A 16,413-nucleotide genomic window follows, 5' to 3' on the forward strand; every position below is an offset into this window, starting at 1 on the left:
AGTCACGCTCCCGTTAGCCGCGGATCAGAGTGCCCGCACCGTGAGAGGTATACAGCTCCAGCAAACAGGCATTGGGCGCACGGCCATCAAGAATAACCACCCCGCGCACACCGCCCTCAATCGCGAGAAGCGCGGTCTCTGTCTTGGGAATCATGCCACCCGCGATTGTGCCATCGGCTATCATGTCGCGAATAGACTGGCTGGTCAGCTCGGTCAGAACCTGACCTTCCTTGTTCTTGACGCCTTCGACATCTGTCAGAAGCAACAAGCGGTCCGCCTTGAGCGCCGCCGCAATCGCGCCTGCTGCGGTATCACCATTCACATTGAATGTCTCTCCCTCGCGCCCGGCCCCCAGCGGTGCGATCACAGGGATCGTGCCCTTTTCAAACAGGTCTCGCAGGATCGACGGGTCCATCTCGGAGGGTGTGCCTACAAATCCAAGGTCGGGATTGGTCTGCTCGCAGATCATCAGATTGGCGTCTTTGCCTGACAGGCCCACAGCCTTGCCGCCTTGTCTGTTGATGGCTTGAACGATCCGCTTTCCGACAAGGCCAGACAGAACCATTTCAACCACTTCGACAGTGGCGGCATCCGTGACACGCTTGCCGTTCACAAACTGGCTTTCAATGCCAAGGGCTGCGAGCTTTTCGTTAATCATGGGACCACCGCCATGCACGATCACAGGGTTCACGCCGACCATCTGCATCAACACGATATCGCGGGCAAACTCGTCCATCGCGGCGTCATCGCCCATGGCATGGCCACCAAACTTTACGACCACAATCGCCCCAGTGTAGCGCTGCAGGTTCGGTAGCGCCTGGTTGAGCGTTCTCGCAGTGGCGATCCAGTCACGGTTCATGTCTTGGGTTCTCATAGGTTTGCCTCGTTGCGGTTGCACAATCTGACCTTATTGTCAGCCAGTGCGCAAGTCAGATGCGTTAGACGAGCGTTGCGATCGTTGCGCGCAAAATATCGATACCCTCATCTTTCTCACTTGATGTGAGAATGATCTCCGGGAAAGCGGCAGGGTGTCTGGCGAGCGCTTTGCGCGTTGTCTCAATCGAGCGCGCGAGGTCTGCTTCCTTCACTTTGTCGGCCTTCGTCAAAACGCATTGAAAGGTCACAGCCGAGCTGTCGAGCAGGCTCATGATCTCTTCATCAACGGCTTTGACGCCATGGCGTGCATCAACAAGCACAAAAGCGCGGCGCAGGTTCTGGCGGCCCGAGAGATATTGTTTCAGCAGGCGCTGCCACTTCTCCACAATCGCGATTGGCGCATTTGCATAGCCATAGCCGGGCAAGTCGACAAGGTAGTGGCTCTCGCCAATGTTAAAGAAGTTAATCTCCTGGGTGCGGCCCGGTGTGTTTGAGGCGCGCGCCAGGCCCTTACGGTTTGTCAGCGCGTTGATTAGCGTTGACTTGCCCACATTGGAGCGGCCCGCAAAGCAGACTTCGAGACGGTCGCCCTCGGGCAGGCCCGACATGGCGACGACACCTTTGACAAATTCGGCGATGCCGCCAGCAAACAGCTTGCGGCCTTTTTCGCGGGTGAAGTCATCGGGTGTTTCGGCGAGGGGAAAGGGAAGTTGCATTATAGGGCCTCTACTGTATCGCCGATTTCAACTTTGCCAGAGCGCGTCACCTCGGCGTAAACGCCGAAATCCTGATGGCCCCAGCCCTCGTTGAGCAGCGAAAGTGTGTCTATGTCGCGCGCGCCCGTCTTGGGCGAAGCGGTGGTGTGTTTGCATCTGATCACGCGCTCTTTGATCTCAAGCTCTGCGGCTCCGATGCTGAGGCGTTTTCCAATCCAGTCAAACTCCTCCCAAGGGGCAAAGCCGTCGACCCATATGTTACCGCGCCAGCGCTCTGTTTCAAGCGGGCCGCCAAGATGGCTCTCAACATCTCTGTGCGATGCGGCGTTCATAATCGAGATCGAAGGAAAGGATGTATCGGTAAAGCCTTGTGTCGCCGCGCGAACAACCCGTTCAGATTGCGCGCGGTTCTGGGGAATAAGAGCGCCTGCCCACGCGATGAGCTGTTCCCCCTTGGTGTCGGGGTTGAACACCAAGCGCCCAAGCGCCGGATGGGTCAGCGTAAGCTGGCCGGTGGCTTCGTCAAACTTTGCATCTATAGCTGCAAGGTTTGGTGCTTTTGACCCGATAGAAAAGTTCTGGCAGGGCACCCACTCTGAGCCATCAGCTTTGGAGCTGTCGTGCACCACGGCCCAGTGACGATCCCACGGGAGCGTTTGCCCCCGCGTGAGCGTCACGCCACCCAGTGCTTCACGCCCGTGACTCTTCACAGGGTGGCGCCAAAGCTGGGTGACGTGTCCGCTCATTCGGCGTCTTTCGAAGCCCGTTTGAAGCCAGACCGGATATTGCCAAACACGTCGGGGTTGTAGCCGTGGCTGCGCATGATCAGGTACTGCTGGGTGAAGGTGATCGTGTTGTTCGCGATCCAGTAGATCACGAGGCCCGAGGCAAAGCTGCCGAGCATAAACATGAACACCCATGGCATAAACGCGAAGATCTGCTGTTGGATGGGGTCTGAGGGTGCCGGGTTGAGCTTTTGCTGAAGCCACATTGTGATACCCAGAAGCAGCGGCAGAATACCGATGAACACGAGGGCCATGATCGAGCCGGGCTCAGGTGAATCCCACGGAAAGATGCCGAACAGGTTGAAGATCGACGATGTGTCAGGTGCGGACAGATCCTTGATCCAGCCAATCCAAGGCGCGTGGCGCAACTCAAGCGTGACAAAGATCACTTTATAAAGCGAGAAGAAGATCGGAATCTGCATCAGGATGGGCAGACAGCCCGCCGCAGGGTTGACCTTTTCTTTCTTGTAAAGCGCCATCATCTCCTGCTGGACTTTCTGACGGTCCTCGCCAGCCGCTTCCTTGATTTTTTCCATCTGCGGCTGAAGTTCTTTCATCTTCGCCATCGAGGCATAAGACTTATAGGCCAGCGGGAAGAGAACGAGCTTGATGATGAATGTCAGAGCGATAATCGCCCAGCCCATGTTGCCGATGAAGGCGTGCAGGTAGTGCAGCAACCAGAACATCGGCTTGGTGATGAAAAAGAACCAACCCCAGTCGATGCTGTCCAGAAACTTGGGAACGCCGTTGTCGTCTTGGTAGTTGCGGATGGTTTCCCACTCTTTTGCACCAGCAAACAGGCGTGAAGACACTTCCACACGCGCACCAGGCGCAAGGGTTTCTGTCTTGTGCTTGGCCGTGGTCTGGAAAATGTCGCGGCTTGTGTCCTTGAAGGTGCTGATTTCGGCGCCTTCTTGGTCCACGATCAGCGTGGTCATCCAGTAGTGGTCTGTGAAGCCTGTCCAGCCTTTGTCGCCCACGGCGAGTTCTTCGTGGTTGCGGGCTGTTTCAAAGTCGCCGTAGTCGGTTTCTGTCAGCTCACCGCCCACGTGGCGGATGGCTCCTTCATGCAGGATGAAGAAATTTTTCAAGTCGGCGGGTTCACCATGGCGCGCGATCGTGCCGTATGGCGCCAGTGTAACTGTCGCGCCACCGTTGTTCTCAACGGACTGCTTGATTGAAAACATATAGTTTTCATCCAAGCTCACCTCGCGGCGGAACAAGAGGCCCGCGCCGTTCTCCCACGTGAGCGCAATGGGGCTTTGCGGGGTCAGCGTGTTGCCGCTTTCCACGTTCCAGACTGTGTTCGGTCCAGGAACAAGGTCAGCCGTGAGGCCAGCGCCCGGGGCCCACCCATAAAGTGCATAATAAGCACTTTCGCTGGTTGTGGGTTTGAGAAGCTGGACGATGTCGCTGCTGTCTTCAAGCGTTTGGCGGTAGTTCTTCAGCTTGAGCTCGTCAAAACGTCCGCCCAGCAGCGAGATTGTGCCTTCAAGCGCGTCGCTTTCAACTTTGAGGCGGGGCGCATCCACAATGGCCTGAGCCGTTGCGGCGGCAGGGGCTTGGGTCGCGCTGGCTGCGGTTGGTACGCTGGCCAAGCCGTCTGTTGCGGTTGCCGTTGCGGTGGCAGGTGCGCCAATGGCGAGCTCTTCCGGTGTTGTCTCGGGGGGCGGAAAGAAAACGCTCCAGCCCAGAATGACAAGCATGCTGAGTGCTACTGCGAGAATAAGATTCTTGTTCTGATCGTCCATGAAGACCCGAGCCCTTTGCCTTTGAGAGTGACGCAGGTTCAACAGAGTGACGGCGTGAAGGTCAAGCAGTTATTGGTCTCTTGAGGCAAAAGGAGGCAGTATTCGGGGCTGAAACTTCAGGAATGCCTTATGGGCCTTCCTTTCCCTGACGTCTGCCTATGCGCGGCTGCAAAGGCGCTCAGGCAGATTTCCCGCGAATTTGAGGCAATCCGCCAAGGGAGGCGTTGTGGCTCTGAAGCCATCCGAGGGTCTCTTCAAAGGGCATCGGCCGCGCAATGGCGTAGCCCTGTACGTGTGCACAGCCGAGTTGGCCCAGCATGGCATGCTCGCCTGCCGTTTCCACACCTTCAGCCAGCGTTTCGAGCCCGAGCCGCTCGGCCATCGTCTGGATCGCGGAGACCATGCGCTGTTGTTCCTGATCTTTGTCTACGCGTGTTACAAAGGAACGGTCGATCTTGATCCGTTCGATTTGAAAGCGGCGGATTGCTGTGATGGAGGCGTGGCCAGTGCCGAAATCATCAAGGTCAATGCGGCACCCCATCTGTGCCAATGCTGCAAGGTTGCGGGCGGCGGCATCTTCGGGCGAGCCCGCCACAATCGTTTCAAGCACTTCGATTGTCAGCCGCTCCGGCGCGAGGTCAAACCGGTCCAGATCCCAGCGGATTTTTTCGGCCAGCCGCGGGTTCCGCAGCTCTTCGGCGCTGAAGTTGACCGCCACGCAGGGCACAAAAAAACCTGATTGATCCCAGCTTTTCAACGCCGATAGCGCACCATACAGGATGACCTCGCCCAACCGCTCCATCTGCCCCGAATCTTCGAGTGCGGGCAAAAACTCTGCTGGCGTGACAGTGCCGCGCTTGGGGTGCTGCCAGCGTGCCAGAGCCTCAAAGCCTGTTACACGCCCCGTATCTGTCGAGGTTTGGGGTTGGAACCAAGGCGCTATTTCGCCGTTGTCCAGCGCATCAAAGGCATCTTTCATCAAGGCCTCGCGCCTGACCGTGGTTTCGCCCATTTCGCGGCTATAGGTGCGGATCGAGGAGGGGGTGTTGCGGCAGGCTTCGTTCAGGGCCGTTTCTGCTGATTTGAGCAAGGAAGATTTTGTTGGCTCAGGGCTTCGGGCCCCAAGGCAGCATCCGATAGCACAGTTGACATAGAGGGATTGCATTTCAATCGAAACAGGCTCCTCAGCGGCAGACTGTAGACGTGCGGCAAGTTGAACGGCGCTCTCAAGTTCAAAGTGCGGCACAGGCGCGAGCAAGACGGCATAACGCGCGCCGCCCAGCCAATAGACGGTGTCACCCTCGCGTAAAATAGCCCGAAAACGCTCGCCGAGGCGCTGCAAAAGGGTGCCGCCTGCGATCTGGCCATAGCGTTGAACAAGTGGGTCAAACTCTTCCAATTGTATGTAAAAAAGTGCCGTTTTTCGCCCGTCTTGTGCACAGGATAGCAGCGTTTTCTCAACATCGGCTTCAAGGCGGTCAAGCATCGGCAGGCCCGTGGTGGCATCAACTTCACGCAGCCGCGTTTCGCGCGCTTCGTTCAGTGTGCCTGTCAAAAGAAAGATCATCGGCAGCCCGAGCGCAACGGTGACAAGCGCCAGCTCTCCCGCAACCCAGAAAGCCCCAAGGGCAAATGCAGGCACAAAGGCAAGCATATGAGGCCCGAGCAGCCAGCTGCGCAGTGCGTATCTTTTGGTGTTCGGTGCGGGTCTGCCTTTGGACGCCATCGTACTCTTCCCTCAGATAGTCTTGAGAGAAGCCTAGAGCATTAGTCTCAACAGGCGATTAACGGAAAAGCGGGGGCAGCTCGTCGGCTGCGGGCGCGGCTGCGTCGCGGCGTTCAAGGCCTTTGAAATCAAACAGACCTGCATCAAGCAGGTGGCTTGGGCGTGTGTTCATCAGCGCACGGAACATCACCTGCCGACGCCCGGGGCTGTTCTTTTCCCAGCCATCCAGAATCTGTTTCACCTGTTGGCGTTGCAGCCCGTCTTGAGAGCCGCAGAGATCACAAGGAATGATCGGGTATTCAAGGCTGCGGGCAAATTTCTCGCAGTCTACCTCAGCCACATGTGCCAACGGCCGGTAGAGAAACAGGTCCCCCTCTTCATTGACCAGCTTTGGCGGCATGGTTGCAAGGCGCCCGCCATGAAAGAGGTTCATGAAAAAGGTCTCAAGGATATCATCGCGGTGATGGCCCAGCACAACGGCTGTACAGCCTTCCTCACGCGCAATGCGGTAAAGGTTGCCGCGTCTGAGCCGTGAGCAGAGCGCGCAAAACGTGCGCCCCTCGGGCACCTTGTCCATCACGATAGAATAGGTGTCTTGATACTCGATGCGATGGGCAACTTCGTGCTCTTCCAGAAACTTTGGCAAGACAGTTGCGGGAAACCCCGGCTGACCTTGGTCAAGGTTGCAGGCCAGAAGCTCCACAGGCAAGAGGCCGCGCCACTTCAGCTCATAGAGCACAGCCAACAGCGTATAGCTGTCTTTGCCGCCAGACAGGCAGACAAGCCATTTGCCCCCCGGCTCGATCATTCCATACTGCTCTATAGCCTCGCGCGTCTGTTGCACGATGCGCTTGCGCAGCTTCTTGAACTCGGTGCTTTTGGGAGCGCCGCGAAAGAGCGGGTGGATATCTTCAGCTTTGTCTAACATGAGCGAGGCAATAGCTTGTCACCTTGGCGGGAGCAACTAAATCCGTCCCATGTCATGCAGCCGAGCGTGCAAATCGCGCGCGCGCATGTCGCCCGCTTCGAGCGCAAAGACAAAGGCATGGGTCAGAAAGAACGACCGCTCTATCAGGTCGTTCGATCTGTCGGCAGCCTCAGTGTAAAGCACAATCAGCCCCTCGCGGTCATCGTGCTCATGTGCTGCCAAAAGCTGGTTATGCAGCCCGCTCATTCGGCAGCGAGCTGCTGACGGTGGTTGGTGATCTGGTTGGCCACCCAGTCATGAAAACAATGCGTCGGCCCATCCATGGCAGGGGAGAAGCGCCCGCCATCAAAGCCGCGCCCGTACCGGCCCTTCTGCATCCCTTCGACAACAAAAATATCTTCGATAAACACAGTTTTCCACTGGGTCGCATTCTTGGCGCGCAAAGCTTCGTCAACTTTTGGTTCGGCATAAAACAGGTGCACATGCTCCAGCGTTTTGTTGACAGCCTTCGGCTCAAGGATGATGGCAAAGGCGTGGTCACGTTGCACTCCCAAGAGCACATTGGGGTAAACTGTGATATACTCGCCCCCCGTCTCCCATTTGTCCGAGAGGTTCGGGAAGTCAGGGAAGGTTTCGCCGTCTTGCCCTGTTAGCTGGCGGTAGACGAGCGTACCTTGCCCCGAATAGCGGCCGTATTCTTCGATGTTGTAGTGATCTTCCAGCCGGGAATAGCTGTTCAGCCCGGGGTGAACCCACGGCAGGTGATAGCTCTCGCAGTAGTTTTCAACGGCCAGCTTCCAGTTTGTCTCGACCTCGAGTTCAAACTTGCTGTCCTCACCGCCATGATACATCGGCACGTCAAATTCTTTCCAGCGCTCCAGAAGCTCCGCATGGGTCTCTTCAAATGGCGCGGCCGTGTTGGAGGCATTGATGAACACAACCCCCAGCCAGATGTAGCTAGGCACCTCATAAAGCCCCAGCTCGCTGCGTGGCATGTCTTTGTGGGTGTTCATACCAGGCCCGCCCACGTGTGGCGTTGCCACAAGCTCGCCTTTGGTCGAGTAGCACCAGGAGTGATAGGGGCAGCGGATCGCGCCTTCGATCTTTTTTGGTTCTGACACGAGAATCATGCCACGGTGGCGGCAGGTGTTCTGGAACACGCGTACTTGGCCGTCTTTGTCGCGGATCAGCAAGAGCGGCATCCCGAGGAACTCGATCGGTTTCGCATCGCCGTTTTCGGGAACATCGGCTTCAACGCCGATACCCGACCAGTTGTTGTACAAAACGGCGTCGCGCTCCTCCAGAAAGACCCGTTCATCAACATAATGTTCGTTGGGCAGGCCATTGGCCGTTTCCACAGGGCGCATCACGCTTGAAATGTTGGTTGTCATGGTCTGTCCTCCAGAAAGCTTGAGCGAGAATACCCCTGGATCGGTGGTAAAACTTTTCTCACCGCGACACGGCTTTTCTGCCCGCGACCGCTTGGCGCAGTTTTTCATCGGTTGTCGCGGCTGCGGCGTAAGCTCTCTATGAAACAAATTTTGCTCACATTTGCTCTCGTTCTTCTGGCCGCGTGTTCCGGGAAGCCTTCGTTTGATGACCCTGCCTTGTCAGAGCGCAAGCTTGACCTTGAGCAGTTTTTTGATGGTCAGTTTGTGGCCTATGGCCAATTTCAAGACAGGTTCGGCAAAGTGCGTCAGCGCTTCAGGGTTGATATGCTCGGAGAATGGGACGGGCAGGTGCTTACCCTGACAGAAGATTTCACTTACGCGAGCGGAACAACAGAGCAGCGTATCTGGACGCTGACCAAGACAGGAGACGACACGTGGCGCGGCTCTGCTGAGGGTGTCATCGGTGAGGCGACAGGGCAGGAAGCCGGCGACAGGTTCAATTGGCGCTATACCATTGATCTGCCCCAACCTGACAAAGGCGGCACGATGCGCGCTGAGTTTGATGACTGGATGTGGCTGCTCTCTGACAACCGTTTGCTCAATATTGCTTATGTCGAGCGCTTCGGCGTGCGCCTTGGCACGGTGACGATTATGTTCGAAAAGCAATAAGCCTGCTTTCAGGCAATCTTAAAACAAGCTCTGCTGTGTGAAGTTTTCTTGAGCGAAATGTGAATCCCGCCCCATAGTTAGCTATGCGCTCGGGAGGATCTGCATGAATATTGATAAAAAAATCACCGATGATTTGGTGGCCAATGACATTTCGTTTGTCACCACTGTGCCCTGTAAGCAGCTTGCAGGTGTCATTGAAGAGATAGACCAGAGGGATGAAATATTTCACATCCCATCCAACAAGGAAGACGAAGGCATGGGCCTTTGCGCGGGGGCGTGGATGGGAGGGAAGCGCCCGGCCATCATCATGCAAAACACAGCCATAGGTGTGACGATCAATACCTTGGCCACGCTCATACAGTATTACAGAATGCCACTGCCGATGCTGATCAGCTATCGTGGCGAGCTGCGCGAGCCGGTGGCGTGTCAGGTTGAAATGGCGGTTCACACCAAAGCGCTCCTCGCGCAGATGAACATTCCGACGTACCATTTCCACAAACAGTCCGATGTCGAAGAGCTCGACATGATCCTGAAATACACATTCATGTGCAACAAACCTGTGGCGATCCTGACCGATGCCAACTTCTGGGGAGGCTATGGCGACCAATGATCCGTTCTGAAATCCTGAAAGAAATCGCTCCGATCCTGCGTGACCAACTTGTGGTGTGCAATATCGGTATCCCCAGCCAAGAGCTTCACGCGATTGATGACCAGCCGAGTAACTTCTACATGCTTGGCACAATGGGGCTGGCTTCAAGTATCGGCCTCGGCCTCGCGCTTGTGCAGCCCAAACCCGTGGTTGTCATTGATGGCGACGGCTCGATCCTCACCAACATGGGGACTTTGCCGACCATCGCCAACAATGTGGCCAACAACTACATCCTGATGATCATCGACAACGGATCATATGGCTCCACGGGCGATCAGCCCACATACACGGGCAAGAAAACCTCGCTCGCGAAAGTGGCTGAAGCCTGCGGCTGCGAACGCGTCATCGAGTGCCGCGATGCCGATACAGGCCGCGTGCTACAAGAGGCTCTGGACAGCGGCGAAATGACCGTGATCGTTGTGAAGTGTGACAGTGGCAATGCGAAGATGCCGGTCATCACCATGGACCCTGTCATCATTCGCGACCGCTTTATGACGGAAGTGGCGCGCTGATTGGCTCAGGTTTCACCGTCTGGTCGCCAGAAAAGTGACTGGACGGTGTATATACAGATTGCCATACCCACAGCCCCACCCGCAGCCACACCCAGTAAGACGACCACATCAATCGGTCCGCCGATGTCTGAAAAGCCGGAGCGGGTCATGCCCTGGACGAACAAAACTGCCGCGATTGCGCCGATGGGCATAGAGAGCTGCGCCCAGAGAAACTTGCGCCAGCTTACGCTGCGGTCGCGGATCAGCACGTAGACATATGCCACAGTCACCAGCGCAGCGGCTGTGACCATTGCCCAAAACAGGGTGCGCCCAAAAATTTCCTCAAACACGGCGATGAGTGTTGTAACTGTCAGATCTTGCATGGTTTTCTCCTTACGCTTTGCCGCGCAACATGGCGTTATACGTGGCTTTTAGGGCGACTTCTTTCATCAGCCAGCTGATCCAGAGTTCCTCCAGCGGCGCGATAATGCCGGGGAAGGAGGGGGTGAGATTGTTGTTGTAATCAAACTCGACAAGCATCGCGCGCCCAACTTGGGTGATCAGGGGGCAAGAGGTGTAGCCGTTGTAGGCGGCATCTGTCGTATCGCCTGAAATCTGCGCCACAAGATGTTCTTCCACAACAGGCACTTGCCACTTCACACTCGCCGCCGTCTTCCCCTTCGGAACGCCAGCAACATCGCCAAGCGCGAAGACTTCGGGGTAGCGGTTGTGTCGCAAAGTCGCTTTATCAACTTCCATCCAGCCTTCACCAACCCATTTGTCAGCCCAGCTAAGGCCCGACTGGCGCACAACATCAGGTGCGCGCTGGGGCGGGATGACATGAATGTAGTCGTAGTCGCGCTCCACTGTACCTTCAGGCGTTTCAAATGTTGCGCGCTTCGCGCCCGCGTCAATGCCTTTCAAAACATGCGAATAGTCGGGGTTGATCTCGCGATCACCAAAGAGCATCCGCACTTTTTCTGATACAATCGGCACGCCAAAAAGGCTGTTGTTGTTGGCCATGTAGCGGACGTCCATCTTGCCACGACCGCCTGCTTTGCGGGCCAGATCGTCAATCAGGAATGTGTGTTTGAGCGGCGCGCCTGCGCATTTCATTTCGGTTGCGGGGCGGGTGAAGAGCCCAACGCCGCCATCTTCGATGTACTTTGAGGCTGCTGTCCACGTGCGCGCAGCATACTCTGGCCCAGCATAAAGTGCACCGATGCCATTTTCACCAACCATATCAAGGCTGAAGCCTTCAATCGCATCGTGATCAAGTGTCAGGCCTGTTGCAACGATCAGGTAATCATAGCTCAGGATTTCCCCACTTTGCAGGGCCACCTTGCGGCTCTCGGGGTCAATATTGGCGGCCCAGTCCTGCTTGAGGGTGGCGTTTTTAGGGAGCCAGTCAGTGGTCTGGCTCACCGAATATTTTGCGGGCTTCAGCCCTGCTGCAATCAGCGAAAATCCGGGCTGGTACCAATGCTCTTTGCGGCCATCCACAAGGGTGATCTGTGCGCCGTCGAGCCGTTCTGTCAGGCGGTTTGCCAAAGCAGCCCCTGCAGCGCCAGCGCCCAGTATCAGGATATTTGCGTTTGTTTTCACTGCGGCCTTGGCGGGCTTGGCCGCGCCTGTAAGCCCGAGCGCACCCGCACCAGCAGCCAAGCTAAGAAAGCCTCTGCGCGAGGGTGTAAAATTCGAATCGTGCATGAGTATTCCTCCACTTCACATGCCCATTATAGAATATGTTTCGGCAGGAGGTTTTGATGCAGGTCAAGTCAGTGGAACAGGGGACTGGCTCTGATTTGGTGAAATCTAGAGGATGTCCCCTTTGGCTGCGGGGCCTGTCGGCGGCATGCCATTGTTAAGCTGCCATGCCATTTTCTGAAGTCGGTCTCCGGCGTGCCTGAAGAATGCGGTATAGCTCTCACAAAAATAGTTATGCCCTGCTTCGCCGTCTTTCGCCTTGGCAAAGCGGTGTTTTGGGCAGCCGCCATTGCAGGCAAACCGAAACTCACAGGCGCGACATTGTGCTGTCAGAGTGGCCTGTTTATCGGTGCCAAATTCAACCTGTCGATCACTCCAGAGCATGTCTTTCATCGGCGTCTGAGTGATGTTTCCAAGCTTGTAATCTGGATAAACATAGTGATCACAGGCGTAGAGGCTGCCGTCATGCTCCAATGCCAAGCTATTGCCGCATGTCTCAGCAAAAACGCAGAGCGAAGAAGGGTGCCCCGCCCAAAGCCCAAGTTGCACATCAAAAAACTGTACCGATACCCTACCTACGTCTGCTTTGTACCAAGCGTCAAAAACATCGCAGAGGAACTTGCCGTAAGCACGCGGCGCCACGCTCCATGCGCTTATTTTGTTGGTTGGGTCCATATCAACCTGAGGGGCACTTGCCAGCCCTGATGTCCCTGTGCGTTCAACGATGGGAATAAACTGGATGTGGTCAAAACCCAAGTTTTTGAGGAAGCGGTAGACCTCCTTGCCTTTGGCGCTATTGGCGCGGTGTACTGTTGTGAGGGCGTTGTGCTGGACACCGTTTGCCTTAAGGATTTCAAGTCCGCGCATGACGGCGTCAAAGGTGGGCCGCCCTGCACGATCAACGCGGTACTTGTCATGCACGGGTTTGGGGCCGTCGATACTCAACCCGACGAGAAACCCGTTTTCTGCAAGAAATGTGCCCCACGCATCGTCAAGCAGCATGCCATTGGTCTGCAGCGCGTTGCTCACAGGCATGTCGCTTGGCGCATGCTTTTTCTGGAAGGTCACAATTTTGCGAAAATAATCGACGCCCAGCATCGTTGGCTCACCGCCTTGCCATGCAAAGTGAGCTTCGGGCATTTTTGCTTCAAGCGCTGCGGCTATGGTCTGCTCGATATAGCGCTCCAGAACCTCGTCACTCATGCGAAATTTCTTCTCGCTTGGGTAGAGCTTCTCTTTCTCAAGGTAATAGCAATACTTACAGTCAATATTACAGCGAGGCCCAATGGGCTTTGTCATGATGCTGAATGGCAGGGGGGTCATGTTGCGCTCCTGTCTCGGACGGTTTCTTTGTGGCCTAAACCGCGCACCTTGGCAATCTGAGGGCCTGTCGCATAGACCAATGCCCCAAAGCGGGCTAGGTCTGGGGGAACGAAGCGGCTCTGATGCATCCGCTCAAAGATAAGTTGTTTACGAGGCAGTCATGGTTTCTCAAGCCCCAAAGAAGAATGTTGTATTGATCAGTTTTGACGATGCAGTTGCATTTTGGAAGTATAAAACGGTTTTTGGGGAGGCGCTTCAAACACCAAATTTAGACCGAATTTGTGCCCAGTCGACCGCGTTTCAAGCGGCCTATTGCCAAGCTCCCATTTGCAGCCCTTCGCGCGCCAGCTTTATGTCTGGCCTTGCGCCGCATCAGTCGGGTGTTACGGGCCCTTACAAGAACTACTTTGAGAAGATACCAGCCGAGGCAATGTGGCCATACCAGCTCAAGAAAAACGGGTTCTATTGCTCGTCGGGTGGCAAGGTTATGCAGGGATATGCGGCTCTTGACGATGAGGTGCACAACGCACTTTTCTCCGATAAGCCTAAGAAATTCCGGGGTGATTGGCAGATACCTGATCATATCAGCATGGAGTTTGGCGGTTTGCGCGGTGGTAAGGCTGCGCGAAATGAAAGGGATGATCCAAGATTTTATGATCATCAGTCAGCCAACTCCATCGCCCGTTTTTTGAAGAACTATAAGGATGACGCTCCGTTTTATCGTGAGGTGGGCTTCTTCGGCCCCCATGGCCCTTGGATTACGCCTCGACGTTTCAAGGAAATTTATGATGAGAAGAACATTCGCAAACCCAAAGCGTGGCGCGACGGGTTTGATGAAAGTGCGTTTATGGAGCTTACGAACACGCACAACATTGACAGTAGCAACTTTCAGCAATGGCGCAAAAGCGTGCGCAATTACTTTTCTGCGCTGACCCATACGGACCATCATTTGGGGCGTGTCTGGGATGCGATTAAGGCGTCACCGCATGCGGACAATACCCTGGTCATTATTCTGTCTGATCATGGGCTACATCTGGGTGAGCGCAACCGCTTTCGCAAACACACGCTGTGGGAGCAGGTGGCCAATGTTCCTCTCATTATCCACGACCCTGATCAGCCCGTCGCGCAAGTGGTGAGTGATCCGGTCGCGCTACTGGATGTTGGCCCGACTGTGATGGACTACTTGGACTTGCCGCCGCTTGAGGGCGGTGTCGGGCGGTCGCTCAGGCCTCAAGTCAACTGGGAGCGCGTACCTGATCGGGCGGTGCCCACTTTTTATGACAACAGTGCCAGTGTGCGCAAAGGCAGGTATCGTTTCATCCGCTATGCGGACGGATCCACACAATTTTTTGATCTTGCCAAAGACTGGTGGCAGACTCGTGATTTGGGGCCAGACCACCCCGAATATGCCTCAATGAAGGCAGTGCACGCTGCTTGTTGCTTGGAATACGGCTTTGATATTGCTGCAAGCGAGGCTGCGCCATAGGGCTCATTCAGGCTTTATACGTGCGCTCTTCCAGTGAGACTTGGTCCAAGTGGTCGTTCAGCATGCCGAGAAGGGCTTGCTCAGCCCTGTTCAGGCTGCGGCGCGTGTTGGAGAGCATGTGAATATCAATGGCAGGCAGCGCTTTGTAGGGGGGGACCTGCCACAATAGCCCGGCCTCGACATCCCGCTTGGCAACATGCACAGGCAGCGCGCCAATCCCGATATTTGCAACGATCATGCGGCGGACCTCGGGGAGATTGGACGACAGACCTTTTGGTGCGGCGCGCATGCCCAACTTTTTACGCATGTGAGCTACGCTCGAAAGTGGGCCATTTATTTCGTCTGTTTGAAAGGTCACCGCATCTTCGTTTTTTAAAGCGCTCAGATCAATCGGAGCTTGGCCAAAGAGCGGATGCTGGGGCCCGCAAAACAGACCGAAAAACTCGCGATAAAGAACGCGGGCCTCCAATCCTTTTGGGGCTTCGGTGAACAGGCACACTCCGAATGTGACGCGGTTTTGCAAAAGCTGTGCGATCACTTCGGCGCTGTCCATTGTTGAAATGGTATATGTGGCGCCCGGATATTGGGCATTAAAACGGGTCAGAACATCATCAAAATGGGGTGAGACAACGTGGCTGGCGACGGCGATACTGATCTGCCCCGTCACTTCTTCTTCCAGGCCTCCCATAAGATCGGGCAGCTGGGTGACGGTTCCGAAGATGGAGCTTGCTTCAGCATAAAGCACTTGGCCCCATGGTGTGACACTGAAGTGTTTGGGCGAGCGGTTTATGAGCTTTCGCCCTGTGATGTCTTCCAGTCGCTTGAGTGCTGCGCTGATTGTTGGCTGCTTTAAGCCCAAAAAGTGCGCGGCGGGTGTGATCCCGCCTTGGTCAACAACGACCATGAAGGTGCGCAGCAGATTCCAGTCCAAGTTCCAGGGGAAGCGATGCTCGTAAGGCTTTAACATTGATTCAGTCTATTTTTGAAATTTACAATATCTATTTGCCCTATGAGAGAATGCGGCGCAACCTTTCGATTACGGTGTCTCTGGGCGGCGACTCAGCTCGCGCTTCTCATAGAAGGCACAATCAACAACAGGGAAAAAATATGAAAAACTCATTCACACTACTCCGCCGCCACATGCTCATGGGGGCCGTTGCCATGGTCGGTTTGAGCTTTGCGCCACAAGCTTCCAGTGCAGACGAACTTGCCGAGATCAAAGAGCGCGGTGTCCTGTCCATCGCGATGAGCGGACAGTACCCGCCGTTCAACTTTGTGAACGAGCAAAACGAAGTTGTCGGCTTTGACCCGGCCATCGGCACAGAAATCGCCAAGCGCATGGGCCTTGAAGTGAAGGTTGTGACAACAGCCTGGGACGGCATTATCGGCGGCTTGCTTGCCCAAAAGTATGACGCTGTTGTTGGCTCCATGTCGATCACGGAAGAACGTGACAAAGTTATCGACTTTGTTGGCCCGTATTACAGCACCAAGCGCGCCATTTTCACGAAAGCAGGGTCGGACATTACGACTGTAGAACAATTGGATGATGCGAAAGTTGGGGTGACACTTGGCGAGACCCACGAAGAGTGGGCGCGCGAGCAGGGTTACAACATCAACACATACAAAGGGCTGCCCGAGTTGCTTCTTGAGCTTCAGAATGGTCGCGTTGATGCAATCGTGAATGACTCCATTCCTGTGATCTTGGCGATGAAGGCGGGGCAGTATGATCTGGCGATCGTAAACGACCCGTCGGCCGAGCCAATCGGTGCGGGCATTGCGATCCGCGAAAACAATCCCGAGCTGGCAGCAGCGATGCAAAAAGCCCTCGATGATATGATGGAAGACGGCACATACCTCGCGATTGCCGAGGAATGGGTTGGTGGCGATATCCGCTAAACGCCTGCCTGCCGGGGGC

The 16,413-nt window shown here is 55.6% G+C and carries 17 protein-coding genes; 5 read left to right on the plus strand and 12 right to left on the minus strand.

All coding sequences use genetic code 11. The annotated features are described in order from the left end of the window. Positions 1-13: 13 nt before the first annotated feature. The 8 genes from argB to ACTG3X_RS03165 all read right to left on the minus strand — a co-directional run bounded on the left by argB (position 14) and on the right by ACTG3X_RS03165 (position 8,173). Positions 14-874 (minus strand): acetylglutamate kinase, encoded by an 861-nt coding sequence (gene argB, locus ACTG3X_RS03130; protein ID WP_439109777.1) that lies wholly within the window; start codon positions 872-874, stop codon positions 14-16. 64 nt (positions 875-938) lie between these two features. Next, positions 939-1,592, minus strand: coding sequence for a ribosome biogenesis GTP-binding protein YihA/YsxC (gene yihA / locus ACTG3X_RS03135; protein WP_439109778.1), 654 nt, complete (start codon positions 1,590-1,592; stop codon positions 939-941). Beyond that, complete coding sequence (locus ACTG3X_RS03140; RefSeq protein WP_439109779.1) at positions 1,592-2,338, minus strand: MOSC domain-containing protein; 747 nt, start codon at positions 2,336-2,338, stop codon at positions 1,592-1,594. The genes yihA and ACTG3X_RS03140 overlap by 1 nt, the downstream gene beginning before the upstream one ends. After that, positions 2,335-4,128, minus strand: a complete 1,794-nt coding sequence (gene yidC, locus ACTG3X_RS03145) for a membrane protein insertase YidC (RefSeq protein ID WP_439109780.1) — start codon at positions 4,126-4,128, stop codon at positions 2,335-2,337. The genes ACTG3X_RS03140 and yidC overlap by 4 nt, the downstream gene beginning before the upstream one ends. Before the next feature lie 178 nt (positions 4,129-4,306). After that, on the minus strand, positions 4,307-5,854 hold the full coding sequence (locus tag ACTG3X_RS03150) for a putative bifunctional diguanylate cyclase/phosphodiesterase (RefSeq protein ID WP_439109781.1): 1,548 nt from the start codon (positions 5,852-5,854) through the stop codon (positions 4,307-4,309). A 58-nt stretch (positions 5,855-5,912) separates the two neighbouring features. Then, positions 5,913-6,782 (minus strand): tRNA 2-thiocytidine(32) synthetase TtcA, encoded by an 870-nt coding sequence (gene ttcA / locus ACTG3X_RS03155; protein ID WP_439109782.1) that lies wholly within the window; start codon positions 6,780-6,782, stop codon positions 5,913-5,915. Between the two features lie 36 nt (positions 6,783-6,818). Then, a complete protein-coding gene (locus ACTG3X_RS03160; RefSeq protein ID WP_439109783.1) occupies positions 6,819-7,028 on the minus strand; it encodes a hypothetical protein in 210 nt (69 codons plus the stop codon). After that, on the minus strand, positions 7,025-8,173 hold the full coding sequence (locus ACTG3X_RS03165) for an aromatic ring-hydroxylating oxygenase subunit alpha (protein WP_439109784.1): 1,149 nt from the start codon (positions 8,171-8,173) through the stop codon (positions 7,025-7,027). The genes ACTG3X_RS03160 and ACTG3X_RS03165 overlap by 4 nt, the downstream gene beginning before the upstream one ends. A gap of 138 nt (positions 8,174-8,311) precedes the next feature. Between ACTG3X_RS03165 and ACTG3X_RS03170 the strand changes: the two genes are divergently transcribed. The 3 genes from ACTG3X_RS03170 (at position 8,312) to comE (ending at position 10,003) form a co-directional block, all read left to right on the plus strand. Continuing rightward, positions 8,312-8,842, plus strand: a complete 531-nt coding sequence (locus tag ACTG3X_RS03170) for a DUF3833 domain-containing protein (protein WP_439109785.1) — start codon at positions 8,312-8,314, stop codon at positions 8,840-8,842. Positions 8,843-8,945: 103 nt separating this feature from the next. After that, on the plus strand, positions 8,946-9,452 hold the full coding sequence (gene comD, locus ACTG3X_RS03175; protein WP_439109786.1) for a sulfopyruvate decarboxylase subunit alpha: 507 nt from the start codon (positions 8,946-8,948) through the stop codon (positions 9,450-9,452). Continuing rightward, positions 9,449-10,003, plus strand: coding sequence for a sulfopyruvate decarboxylase subunit beta (gene comE, locus ACTG3X_RS03180; protein ID WP_439109787.1), 555 nt, complete (start codon positions 9,449-9,451; stop codon positions 10,001-10,003). Before comD ends, comE begins: the two co-directional genes overlap by 4 nt. A 5-nt stretch (positions 10,004-10,008) precedes the next feature. On the opposite strand, the gene ACTG3X_RS03185 is transcribed toward comE, so the two are convergent. From ACTG3X_RS03185 to ACTG3X_RS03195, 3 genes are all read right to left on the minus strand, one after another. Next, entirely contained in the window at positions 10,009-10,365 is a 357-nt protein-coding gene (locus tag ACTG3X_RS03185) for a DUF5368 domain-containing protein (protein WP_439109788.1), read from the minus strand. 10 nt (positions 10,366-10,375) lie between these two features. Beyond that, entirely contained in the window at positions 10,376-11,692 is a 1,317-nt protein-coding gene (locus ACTG3X_RS03190) for an NAD(P)/FAD-dependent oxidoreductase (RefSeq protein ID WP_439109789.1), read from the minus strand. A gap of 105 nt (positions 11,693-11,797) precedes the next feature. Further along, complete coding sequence (locus ACTG3X_RS03195; RefSeq protein ID WP_439109790.1) at positions 11,798-13,012, minus strand: anaerobic sulfatase maturase; 1,215 nt, start codon at positions 13,010-13,012, stop codon at positions 11,798-11,800. Between the two features lie 160 nt (positions 13,013-13,172). Here ACTG3X_RS03195 and ACTG3X_RS03200 point away from each other — a divergent pair, with 160 nt between their 5' ends. Beyond that, a complete protein-coding gene (locus ACTG3X_RS03200; RefSeq protein ID WP_439109791.1) occupies positions 13,173-14,498 on the plus strand; it encodes a sulfatase-like hydrolase/transferase in 1,326 nt (441 codons plus the stop codon). Positions 14,499-14,505: 7 nt separating this feature from the next. Here the strand turns inward: ACTG3X_RS03200 and ACTG3X_RS03205 are convergent, their stop codons facing one another. Next, positions 14,506-15,465: a LysR family transcriptional regulator gene (locus tag ACTG3X_RS03205; protein WP_439109792.1), complete on the minus strand. Its 960-nt coding sequence runs from the start codon at positions 15,463-15,465 to the stop codon at positions 14,506-14,508. A 140-nt stretch (positions 15,466-15,605) separates the two neighbouring features. Here ACTG3X_RS03205 and ACTG3X_RS03210 point away from each other — a divergent pair, with 140 nt between their 5' ends. Continuing rightward, positions 15,606-16,394 carry a transporter substrate-binding domain-containing protein gene (locus ACTG3X_RS03210; protein WP_439109793.1) on the plus strand — a complete coding sequence of 263 codons (789 nt, stop codon included), beginning with the start codon at positions 15,606-15,608 and terminating at the stop codon, positions 16,392-16,394. Positions 16,395-16,413 lie beyond the last annotated feature (19 nt).

Source organism: Lentibacter sp., assembly GCF_965658795.1.
Lineage (GTDB): Bacteria > Pseudomonadota > Alphaproteobacteria > Rhodobacterales > Rhodobacteraceae > Lentibacter.

Bases quoted from the DNA above. Each gene is read 5' to 3' on its own strand.
- argB (WP_439109777.1), bottom strand. From the start codon at position 874: ATGAGAACCCAAGACATGAACCGTGACTGGATCGCCACTGCGAGAACG.
- ACTG3X_RS03140 (WP_439109779.1), bottom strand. From the start codon at position 2,338: ATGAGCGGACACGTCACCCAGCTTTGGCGCCACCCTGTGAAGAGTCAC.
- yidC (WP_439109780.1), bottom strand. From the start codon at position 4,128: ATGGACGATCAGAACAAGAATCTTATTCTCGCAGTAGCACTCAGCATG.
- ACTG3X_RS03200 (WP_439109791.1), top strand. From the start codon at position 13,173: ATGGTTTCTCAAGCCCCAAAGAAGAATGTTGTATTGATCAGTTTTGAC.
- ttcA (WP_439109782.1), bottom strand. From the start codon at position 6,782: ATGTTAGACAAAGCTGAAGATATCCACCCGCTCTTTCGCGGCGCTCCC.
- ACTG3X_RS03150 (WP_439109781.1), bottom strand. From the start codon at position 5,854: ATGGCGTCCAAAGGCAGACCCGCACCGAACACCAAAAGATACGCACTG.
- ACTG3X_RS03205 (WP_439109792.1), bottom strand. From the start codon at position 15,465: ATGTTAAAGCCTTACGAGCATCGCTTCCCCTGGAACTTGGACTGGAAT.
- ACTG3X_RS03190 (WP_439109789.1), bottom strand. From the start codon at position 11,692: ATGCACGATTCGAATTTTACACCCTCGCGCAGAGGCTTTCTTAGCTTG.
- ACTG3X_RS03160 (WP_439109783.1), bottom strand. From the start codon at position 7,028: ATGAGCGGGCTGCATAACCAGCTTTTGGCAGCACATGAGCACGATGAC.
- ACTG3X_RS03170 (WP_439109785.1), top strand. From the start codon at position 8,312: ATGAAACAAATTTTGCTCACATTTGCTCTCGTTCTTCTGGCCGCGTGT.
- yihA (WP_439109778.1), bottom strand. From the start codon at position 1,592: ATGCAACTTCCCTTTCCCCTCGCCGAAACACCCGATGACTTCACCCGC.
- comE (WP_439109787.1), top strand. From the start codon at position 9,449: ATGATCCGTTCTGAAATCCTGAAAGAAATCGCTCCGATCCTGCGTGAC.
- ACTG3X_RS03185 (WP_439109788.1), bottom strand. From the start codon at position 10,365: ATGCAAGATCTGACAGTTACAACACTCATCGCCGTGTTTGAGGAAATT.
- ACTG3X_RS03210 (WP_439109793.1), top strand. From the start codon at position 15,606: ATGAAAAACTCATTCACACTACTCCGCCGCCACATGCTCATGGGGGCC.
- ACTG3X_RS03165 (WP_439109784.1), bottom strand. From the start codon at position 8,173: ATGACAACCAACATTTCAAGCGTGATGCGCCCTGTGGAAACGGCCAAT.
- ACTG3X_RS03195 (WP_439109790.1), bottom strand. From the start codon at position 13,012: ATGACCCCCCTGCCATTCAGCATCATGACAAAGCCCATTGGGCCTCGC.
- comD (WP_439109786.1), top strand. From the start codon at position 8,946: ATGAATATTGATAAAAAAATCACCGATGATTTGGTGGCCAATGACATT.